This window comes from Lacrimispora sp., from assembly GCF_032078915.1.
Lineage (GTDB): Bacteria > Bacillota > Clostridia > Lachnospirales > Lachnospiraceae > Lacrimispora.
On sequence record NZ_DAMAUN010000070.1, the window covers coordinates 23,308 to 32,148 of the forward strand.

The following is an 8,841-nucleotide window of genomic DNA, read 5'->3' on the forward strand; positions in this document are numbered from 1 at the left end:
AGGTATACCCGTAGGGTATTTCTCTATTCCGCCCATGCTTTTTGGCAGTGCCCACCCCGCTTTACCGGGTGTAAAGGTATGCCCGCAAGGTTGTTTAATTCATATCCTTCATAAGAAGCTTCACTCTCTTCTACCGGCAGAAGAACTGCCTGTACAAAATCCTGACCGCTTGATTTTACAATATCTACCTGTACTTGTAAAGCATTTTGTACATCCTGGCGGGTCAGGTCATCAAGAAATACCTCTTCTCCGCTTCGGAACATGCATTCGGGAAGCAATAACCGTCTGCCCAGTGCCTGTCCCTTAACCTGTCCGATTAAATCCTGGCCGGTGATTAAGCCTGCCACTGTGATTTGCTCCCCAAAAAAGACATTGGTAATAGGATAAACGTGAATGACACGCCCGGGAAATTTTTCCTGTACCAGTTTTGCATGTCTTTCAATATAGGGGGCAGCAAGCCTCCCTGTTGCAATTGAAATCTCTTCAGACTTATGGTCATCTTCCATGGTTTCCAGAGCAGCCTTAATCTCCTCATCCAAAAGCCGCAGCATGCCCACGCCGTTTTCCAGCTGAATATATCCGTCGTAACGGCTCTCTTCCGGAAAAGGCAGCCCCGCCAGGATATAAAGCTCGTCACTGGCATGAATGAAATGGGTTCCATGGGTTTTATAAAGCTTTTTCTGCCATCGTCCGATGATCTCCACGATCTCTTTTGCGTCCTCAGCCGTAAAGGGCTGTAAAGGATACAGGCCATCCCGGTATTTTGACATTCCAACAGGGACTGCGGATACGCTCTCCATATATGGGAGGTATTTTGATAAATCCTCTATGGTCCTTTCCAGCTCCTTTCCGTCATTAACGCCCTTGCACAGCACGATCTGTCCGTTCATGGGGATCCCAGCCTCATACAGCCTCCTGATCTTATCCAGGGCTTGGCCTGCAAACCGGTTGTGAAGCATCTCACACCTTAAAGCAGGATTGGTGGTGTGAACGGAAATATTGATCGGTGCCAGTTTAAACTTTATGATACGGTCAATGTCATGATCGCTCATGTTAGTCAGCGTCACGTAGTTCCCCTGTAAAAAGGAAAGCCTGGAATCGTCATCCTTAAAATACAGGGTTTCTCTCATTCCAGGGGGCATCTGGTCTATAAAGCAGAAAATGCATTTATTCCGGCAGGATCTGTATTCACTCATGAGTCCGTTTTCAAAGGTAATCCCCAGATCCTCGTATTGGTTTTCTATTTCCAGCTCCCATTCTTCCCCGTCTTTCTTTTTCACGGTCATGAGAATGGACTCGCTGTTAATGTAATACTCATAATCAAAAATGTCTTCCAGTTCATGACCATCTATGGACAGGACCGTATCCCCTGGCTCCAGTTCCAGCTGATCTGCTATGGAGCCGGAATCAACTTCTTTTATGATATGTCCTCTTTTGCTCATCTTAATTTTACCTTTCTGTAGCTGTCCCATATATCATAACAAGATTGTTACTCTTTGTAAAGGAAGCCTTTTTTGTTTTTTTCCTGGAAATACGACCGAAGCTATTGACGCATTCTGTCATTCAATGGTATAAAAGGGTGTAAGATTAAAAGCAGGCAGTCTTACGACTGGCTGTTGATTTATTATGGAGGAATCTTTGTCATGGCAAATGATTATGTATTTAACGACCAGCTACCTGTTGCTCCCTTAAAGATTGCAGCGCTGGAAAGCTGCCGGGAATTGGCCGGGAAAGTGAACGACCACATCGTAGATTTCCGCAGAAATGATATCCAGGAGCTTATACGCCGAAAAGCTGATCTTCACTATCGCGGATATGATGTGGACTCCTATCTTCTCAAATGCGAATGCCCGCGTTTTGGAAGCGGAGAAGCGAAAGGCATTATCAGGGAATCTGTCCGTGGCACGGACGTATTTGTGATGGCAGACGTCACCAATAACAGCATAACCTATACCGTCAATGGTTATACCAATCACATGTCTCCTGATGATCATTTTCAGGATTTAAAAAGAATCATTGGCGCCTGCAGTGCAACGGCCCATAGGGTAAGTGTTATTATGCCGTTTTTATATGAGAGCCGCCAGCATAAGAGAACCAAAAGGGAATCTTTAGACTGCGCCATGGCTTTGGAAGAACTGGTACATATGGGAGTCAGCAACATCATTACCTTTGACGCCCACGATCCCAGGGTCCAAAATGCCATCCCATTAAGTGGATTTGACAATTTCATGCCCACTTACCAGTTTGTCAAGGCAGTATTAAGGAAGTGTCCGGATTTAAAGATTGATAAAGAGCATTTAATGGTGATCAGTCCGGATGAGGGTGCCATGGACCGTGCCGTATACCTGGCAAACAACTTAAGCGTGGACATGGGTATGTTCTATAAAAGACGGGATTACTCCAAAGTGATCGATGGACGGAACCCTATTGTTGCCCACGAATTCTTAGGTGCCTCCGTAGAAGGTAAGACAGTGTTGATCGTAGACGATATGATCTCCTCCGGGGAGAGCATGCTGGATACGGCAAAGGAATTAAAAGAGCGGAAAGCAGATAAGGTAATCGTTTGCTGTACCTTTGGCCTGTTCACCAATGGACTTGCTAAATTTGACGAATATTACAGTCGGGGCTACATAGACTGTGTCGTTACAACAAATTTAAACTACCGTCCCATGGAATTGCTGGGAAGGGAATGGTATGTGGAAGCAGACATCAGTAAATACATTGCGGCAATTGTAAATTCTTTAAATCATGATGTGCCCATAAGTACTGCCCTTTCTTCTACAGAAAAGATACAGAATTTGTTAAAAAATTATCGGGCATAAGAATATGCCCTGCTCTTACAAACACGTAAGGGCGTAAGGTTCCTCTTCGTTTTAACAAAAAGTGAGATGCTGCAAAATAGCAGCATCTCACTTTTTTTGAACTAATGAATTATAAACGATCAAGTGTATCATTAACCATTGTCTTTTTCAACAATCCCTAAAAATGCCGCCAGATTCCCTCTCTCATTCCCGGTCGTCCGGTGGGAAAATAAAAGATCTGAATTACAATGGGTGCAGATATCCGTAACCTGGAGATTTTCCTGCTTTATCCCTGCTTCCAGCAGCACAATTTCATTTGCCCGCCAAAGATCCAGCAAATATTTTCCATCTTTCTTTTCAGATAATATACCGCCCCAATACTTCTTATCAAACCCTTTCATAAACTCCAGGGCCACTTCGCCCCCCACCTCATAACATTCCTTACAAATGCTGGGGCCGATGCAGGCGATCACATCCTCTGCCTTCGTTCCAAAGGCTTCCTCCATTTTTTTGACTGTAACTTCCCCCATGCGTTTCACGGTTCCCCTCCAGCCGGAGTGGCTCAGCCCAATGGCCTGATGGATTGGATCCAGAAAATAAAGGGGCACGCAATCTGCATAAAAGGTAACCAGGGTAATTCCAGGAACATTGGTGATCAGTCCATCCACATCTTCATAATCCCGTTCCTTTACGATTCCTTTCCCCGCATCCTCTTCCGTTACCAGCCGGACATTGGTAGTATGGGTCTGATAGGACAAAACCATCCGCTCCATATCAACTCCCAGGGCCTTTCCCATCCTACGGTAGTTTTCCAAAACATGGGACCGATTATCTCCCCGGGTAAATGTAAAATTCATAGTAGCATACTTTCCCTGGCTTACTCCTCCCAGTTTCGTTGAAAATCCCTGCTTCACTAACCCAGTTTGTTCTAAAATAGGAAAAGACAAATAAGGTACCTTTTCCACTGTCTTATAATCCATTCTAATATCACTAGCTTTACGCTTCCACATATCTTTCATCACACCTTTGTTTAAAATGCGTCTTTAATCAGCCGGATTTCCTGTCCCAGGATAGCAACCACATCAAACCGGCAGGGAATGTCCTCTCCCAGATGGCACCGGTACAAATATCTTTTGGCAGCATCCCTGATTTTCCTCTGCTTCGAAAAATGGACTGCTTCCGCCGGGTCTCCTTTTTCCAGATTCCGCCGGTACTTTACCTCAATAAAGACGAGTTCCTTTCCATCCTTTGCGATAATATCAATTTCTCCCTTACGGTCTCCAAAATTCCGTTCTAATATAACATACCCTTTACTTTCCAGATATGCGGCGGCCGCATCTTCAAACTCACTTCCAATCTCCCGATTGTTCTTCAAAGACAACCTCCCACAAAATTCTTTATAAAGCTGCGTCTGTGAATGGGACAGGGGCCAAATTCCTTTAGGGCCTGAATATGAGCGGCCGTTCCATATCCCTTATGCTTTGCAAAACCGTATTCCGGAAACAATTTGTCATATTCCTCCATCATATGATCCCTGGTCACTTTTGCCATAATGCTTGCAGCGGCAATTGACACGCTCTTAGAATCCCCTTTGACAATAGGAACCTGGGAAGCGGTAATTCCCGGGATCGTAACCGCATCATTTAAAAAGACTTCCGGTTCTACTCCCAATCCGTCAATGGCAAGCCTCATAGCTTCATAGGTAGCCTGCAGGATATTTATTTCATCGATCCGGTCAGCTCCGACCACTCCAACTGCAAAAGCTGAGGCTTTTTCCTGGATCTCTTCAAAAAGGGCTTCCCGCCGTTTCTCTGACAGCTTTTTTGAATCATTTAAAAAAAGAATTTCGCAAGCCCTGGGCAGGATCACCGCACCGGCTGCCACCGGCCCTGCCAAAGGTCCGCGTCCAGCCTCATCGATCCCGCAGACCAGGATATGATCCTCATACTGGCGTTCAAACTCTTTCATTTTCTCCAGGCGTTCCTGTTCTGCCTGAAGCTTTTCTTCTGTTAATTTTCTCATTTCTTTAAGCTCCCATTTTTTGATTGAAAAACAGGGCCTTGCTCTTTTTCCAAAAAGCAAAACCCTTTCATTTAATTCTGGTTATTGCGCAGGAAGTTCCAGCGTCATCCGACCCAACTTTCCGTTTCTGAAATCATCGATCAAAAGATTCGATGCCTTCACCAGGTCCAGTTCACCGCCTTTTGCAAGACAGGCCCTGGCCTGTGCCACCTGCATTAATGCCTCAAGGGCATCTTCTGTTTCTATTCCATATCTTTCAGAAAGAACTCTGGGATATTTGTTTGTCAGGAAACGGATGAGCTCCATTGCTAGTTCATCCTTATTCAATATCTCATCATTAACAGATCCAATGAGAGCAAGCCTGATTCCCACCTGCTGATCCTCAAATTTCGGCCACAAAATACCGGGGGTATCAAGAAGCTCTAAGCTCTTATTAAGCCTGATCCATTGGTTCCCTTTCGTCACTCCCGGTCTATTCCCTGTTTTTGCACATGCTTTTCCTGCAAAGGAATTGATAAAGGTAGACTTTCCCACATTGGGAATTCCGACCACCATGGCTCTCACCGGACGGTTTAAAATTCCTCTTCTGCGGTCACGTTCTATTTTCTCCTTGCATGCCTCCTGTACGACACCGTTAATCTGCTTTAATCCTGCCCCGCTTTTGGAATTTACCTTGATAACGTGGCAGCCCTTGGCTACAAAATAAGACTCCCAGGCACTGTTGCAGCGTTCATCCGCAAGATCGGATTTATTAAGCAGAACGATACGTGCCTTTCCGGCTCCTAATTCATCAATATCAGGATTCCGGCTGCTTAAGGGTACTCTCGCGTCCACCAGTTCTATTATCAAATCAATTAATTTGATGTCTTCCTTCATAGCCCTTTTGGCTTTGGTCATATGACCAGGATACCATTGTATATTCATAACATTCCTCTACTTTGAACGAATTAGTTCCATTTTTATAAAAGGCCTCATCCGGAACCATACCTTGCCCTGGATCTGGCCTCTGCTTACATTTCCGATATTGGCAAAACGGCTGTCCTCGCTGCTGTCTGTGTTATCACCCAGCAGAAAATATTCGTCGCTTCCAAGCTTGACCGGCTTTTCCGCAAGTCCGGCGAGAGAGATACGGTCAGAGCCGGACGTCTCTTTTAGCTTTTCGCCGTCAACAAAGATTTCATCGTTTTTTATCTGCACGGTTTCCCCTGGCAGTCCGATGACCCTCTTTACATTCATTTTCTGATCTTCTCTTTGAAATACCACAACATCAAACCGATCCGGGTTTCCAAAATCATAATCCAGCCGGTCCATCAAAACCACATCATCCGAAGCGAGAAGAGGAAGCATGGAGTGCCCTGCAATCACGATCTGTGTTCCATAAGCATAGACCAGAAACCATGCTAAGGCAATCACTACTACAATATCAACGACCCAGTTGACTATTTGCCGGAGCTTATTATTATCTTCACTGTGATAAAAATCCATGTATGAAACCCCCGTCCATTATAAGGAAGTTCGCTTCGCTTATCTTCATCAAGTAACTCATGTCAAGAAAGGGACAATTTGCATTGTCCCCCTCGCCTGATCCGGAATTATTTAACTGATTCTTTGACCTTAGCAGCTTTACCAACTCTGTCTCTTAAGTAGTAAAGTTTTGCTCTTCTTACTTTACCTCTTCTTACAACTTCAATGTTGTCTACAGAAGGGGAATGTAATGGCCAGGTCTTTTCAACGCCTATGCCGTTAGAATTCTTTCTCACGGTAAATGTCTCTCTGGCGCCGCCGTTCTGTCTTTTAATAACGGTTCCTTCAAAAATCTGGATTCTTTCGCGGGCACCCTCTTTGATCTTGTTGTATACCTTAACGGTATCGCCAACATTGAACTGAGGAACTTCCTGCTTTAACTGTGCTGCTTCAATTTTCTTAATAATTTCGTTCATTGTGTGAACCTCCTTGATATTATTTGATGTTCTTAATACTTCATTTTAAAATCCGTAACAGAGGACCATCGCCTTTTCATCACAACTTTTTTAGTTTATCATAAAGAAACTTGGATTGCAAGTCCTTTTTCATCAAGCGGATATTCGGTTCTATTATTCCCGTTTTTCCCGCTCATTTTCAAGCTTTTTTAAATATTCCGATTCTTTTTTGGACAGGCTGGCATCCGCCAAAAGATCCGGCCTGCGTTCCAGGGTCCGTTTAATGGATTGTTCCCTTCTCCAGGTATCAATATTTTTATGATGACCGGATAAAAGGATATCAGGAACCCGGAGTCCCCTATACTCTTCCGGCCTGGTATACTGGGGATATTCCAGAAGATTGTCATGGAAGGACTCAAATTCTGCAGAGGTGTCGTTGTTTAAGACCCCTGGGATCAGCCGGGAAATGCAGTCAATCATAACCATGGCCGGAAGCTCGCCTCCTGTCAGCACATAGTCACCGATGGAAAGATAATCCGTGGCAACAAGTTCCAATGCTCTTTCATCAATTCCTTCATAATGGCCGCACAGGAAAACAAGATCTTCTTCCTTTGCCAGCTCCTCCGCAATTCTCTGGTTAAAAACCTTTCCCTGGGGAGTCATGTAGATAACCCGGGGCTTTTTCCCTATTTTCTCACACAAATCATCATAGGCTTCACAGATAGGCATAGGCTGCATGACCATTCCGGCTCCGCCTCCATAGGGGTAATCATCCACATGGCGGTGCTTGTCCTTTGAATATTCCCGGATATCTATGGCTTCAATAGAGAGCAGGCCCTTTTCCGCCGCTCTCCCAATAATGCTGGTGTGGAGGCCGTTTAGGACCATCTCAGGAAACAGGGTTAATATGTGATAATTCATTGTCTATTTCCACTCCTCTATCTTAATCCAGAAGTCCATCCATGATGTGAACGGTAACAATTCCTTCTGTTAAATCCACATTTAACACGCATTCCTTGATTGCCGGAAGCAGGACTTCCTTCCCTTCTGCCGTTTTTACTTCATAGACGTCATTGGCTCCGGTCTTGATCACATCGGTAAGGGTTCCAAAATCTTCTCCGTCCTCAGTGACTACGCGAAGTCCAATTAAATCAATAATGAAATTTTCATCCGGTCCCAGCTCTACAGCCTGGTCCCTGGTTATGAGCAGATCTTTTCCTTTATATTTTTCAATGTCATCAATGGAATCATATCCTTTGAACTTAAGGATCGCCATATTCTTAAAAAACTTTACTCCCTGGATTTCCAGATCCATATGTTCCCGGCCGGTATCCAGAATTACATTCTTTAGACTTTTAAAACGATTTACATCGTCTGTGGTTGGATAAACCTTCACTTCTCCTCTCACCCCGTGAGTGGATGAAATTACGCCAACTCTTAACAAATTATCCATCTGTCTCTCCATATTATGCAAAGGAATTCCGATTCACTTTGCTCATCGAACCATGTCAAAGAAACCGGATATCACTATCCGGCTTATTCTTAAGCATTTGCACAAAGAAAATAATACCAAAAGGACCGTCGTCCCGACAGGCCGGCGGTCTTTTACGGTTACTGGATTTCTACAGTAACCTTTTTGTCTTCTTTGGAAGCTGCTGCTTTTACAACAGAGCGGATAGCTTTAGCGATCCTGCCCTGCTTGCCAATTACCTTACCCATGTCGGAAGGTGCAACCGTAAGTTCAAGGATTATCTCATCGTCTTTTACGGTTTCAGTAACAACAACCTGATCCGGGTTATCAACCAGTGCTCTTGCAATTACTTCTACTAATTCCTTCATATGCTTCACCTCTCACTACTGGATACCGGCGATCTTTAAAAGCTTGCTTACAACTTCAGTTGGCTGAGCACCTGCAGTTAACCACTTCTTAGCGTTCTCTTCGTTAAACTTGATTACGCTTGGTTCTGTGGTAGGATCATAGTAACCAACCTCTTCGATGAATCTGCCATCTCTTGGAGATCTGGAATCTGCAACTACAATTCTATAGAAAGGAGCCTTTTTCTGACCCATTCTTTTTAATCTCATTTTTACTGCCATTT

Annotated in this window: 12 protein-coding genes; 1 reads left to right on the top strand and 11 read right to left on the bottom strand. The window is 44.3% G+C overall.

Annotated elements, in window-relative coordinates:
- Positions 1-23: 23 nt before the first annotated feature.
- The gene (locus RT269_RS22165; RefSeq protein ID WP_313185871.1) at positions 24-1,442 is read right to left on the bottom strand and encodes a DUF512 domain-containing protein; all 1,419 of its coding nucleotides are present in this window, start codon (positions 1,440-1,442) and stop codon (positions 24-26) included.
- Positions 1,443-1,643: 201 nt separating this feature from the next.
- Between RT269_RS22165 and RT269_RS22170 the strand changes: the two genes are divergently transcribed.
- Complete coding sequence (locus RT269_RS22170) at positions 1,644-2,822, top strand: ribose-phosphate pyrophosphokinase (protein WP_313185872.1); 1,179 nt, start codon at positions 1,644-1,646, stop codon at positions 2,820-2,822.
- Positions 2,823-2,953: 131 nt separating this feature from the next.
- Here RT269_RS22170 and pgeF read toward each other — a convergent pair whose 3' ends face one another.
- From pgeF to rpsP, 10 genes are all read right to left on the bottom strand, one after another.
- Complete coding sequence (pgeF, locus tag RT269_RS22175; RefSeq protein WP_313185874.1) at positions 2,954-3,811, bottom strand: peptidoglycan editing factor PgeF; 858 nt, start codon at positions 3,809-3,811, stop codon at positions 2,954-2,956.
- Positions 3,812-3,831: 20 nt separating this feature from the next.
- Entirely contained in the window at positions 3,832-4,176 is a 345-nt protein-coding gene (locus RT269_RS22180; protein WP_313185875.1) for a YraN family protein, read from the bottom strand.
- Entirely contained in the window at positions 4,173-4,823 is a 651-nt protein-coding gene (locus tag RT269_RS22185; protein ID WP_313185876.1) for a ribonuclease HII, read from the bottom strand. The genes RT269_RS22180 and RT269_RS22185 overlap by 4 nt, the downstream gene beginning before the upstream one ends.
- A gap of 81 nt (positions 4,824-4,904) precedes the next feature.
- The gene (ylqF, locus tag RT269_RS22190; protein ID WP_313185878.1) at positions 4,905-5,747 is read right to left on the bottom strand and encodes a ribosome biogenesis GTPase YlqF; all 843 of its coding nucleotides are present in this window, start codon (positions 5,745-5,747) and stop codon (positions 4,905-4,907) included.
- A 9-nt stretch (positions 5,748-5,756) separates the two neighbouring features.
- Positions 5,757-6,308, bottom strand: a complete 552-nt coding sequence (gene lepB, locus RT269_RS22195) for a signal peptidase I (protein ID WP_313185879.1) — start codon at positions 6,306-6,308, stop codon at positions 5,757-5,759.
- A 107-nt stretch (positions 6,309-6,415) separates the two neighbouring features.
- On the bottom strand, positions 6,416-6,763 hold the full coding sequence (rplS, locus tag RT269_RS22200) for a 50S ribosomal protein L19 (protein WP_312443591.1): 348 nt from the start codon (positions 6,761-6,763) through the stop codon (positions 6,416-6,418).
- Positions 6,764-6,916: 153 nt separating this feature from the next.
- Entirely contained in the window at positions 6,917-7,663 is a 747-nt protein-coding gene (gene trmD, locus RT269_RS22205) for a tRNA (guanosine(37)-N1)-methyltransferase TrmD (protein WP_313185880.1), read from the bottom strand.
- 22 nt (positions 7,664-7,685) lie between these two features.
- A complete protein-coding gene (rimM, locus tag RT269_RS22210; protein ID WP_313185882.1) occupies positions 7,686-8,195 on the bottom strand; it encodes a ribosome maturation factor RimM in 510 nt (169 codons plus the stop codon).
- A 158-nt stretch (positions 8,196-8,353) separates the two neighbouring features.
- On the bottom strand, positions 8,354-8,581 hold the full coding sequence (locus tag RT269_RS22215) for a KH domain-containing protein (protein WP_025233209.1): 228 nt from the start codon (positions 8,579-8,581) through the stop codon (positions 8,354-8,356).
- 15 nt (positions 8,582-8,596) lie between these two features.
- Positions 8,597-8,839 carry a 30S ribosomal protein S16 gene (rpsP, locus tag RT269_RS22220; protein ID WP_013272775.1) on the bottom strand — a complete coding sequence of 81 codons (243 nt, stop codon included), beginning with the start codon at positions 8,837-8,839 and terminating at the stop codon, positions 8,597-8,599.
- Positions 8,840-8,841: the final 2 nt, after the last annotated feature.

Bases quoted from the DNA above. Each gene is read 5' to 3' on its own strand.
- RT269_RS22165 (WP_313185871.1), bottom strand. From the start codon at position 1,442: ATGAGCAAAAGAGGACATATCATAAAAGAAGTTGATTCCGGCTCCATA.
- RT269_RS22170 (WP_313185872.1), top strand. From the start codon at position 1,644: ATGGCAAATGATTATGTATTTAACGACCAGCTACCTGTTGCTCCCTTA.
- pgeF (WP_313185874.1), bottom strand. From the start codon at position 3,811: ATGTGGAAGCGTAAAGCTAGTGATATTAGAATGGATTATAAGACAGTG.
- RT269_RS22185 (WP_313185876.1), bottom strand. From the start codon at position 4,823: ATGAGAAAATTAACAGAAGAAAAGCTTCAGGCAGAACAGGAACGCCTG.
- ylqF (WP_313185878.1), bottom strand. From the start codon at position 5,747: ATGAATATACAATGGTATCCTGGTCATATGACCAAAGCCAAAAGGGCT.
- lepB (WP_313185879.1), bottom strand. From the start codon at position 6,308: ATGGATTTTTATCACAGTGAAGATAATAATAAGCTCCGGCAAATAGTC.
- rplS (WP_312443591.1), bottom strand. From the start codon at position 6,763: ATGAACGAAATTATTAAGAAAATTGAAGCAGCACAGTTAAAGCAGGAA.
- trmD (WP_313185880.1), bottom strand. From the start codon at position 7,663: ATGAATTATCACATATTAACCCTGTTTCCTGAGATGGTCCTAAACGGC.
- rimM (WP_313185882.1), bottom strand. From the start codon at position 8,195: ATGGATAATTTGTTAAGAGTTGGCGTAATTTCATCCACTCACGGGGTG.
- RT269_RS22215 (WP_025233209.1), bottom strand. From the start codon at position 8,581: ATGAAGGAATTAGTAGAAGTAATTGCAAGAGCACTGGTTGATAACCCG.
- rpsP (WP_013272775.1), bottom strand. From the start codon at position 8,839: ATGGCAGTAAAAATGAGATTAAAAAGAATGGGTCAGAAAAAGGCTCCT.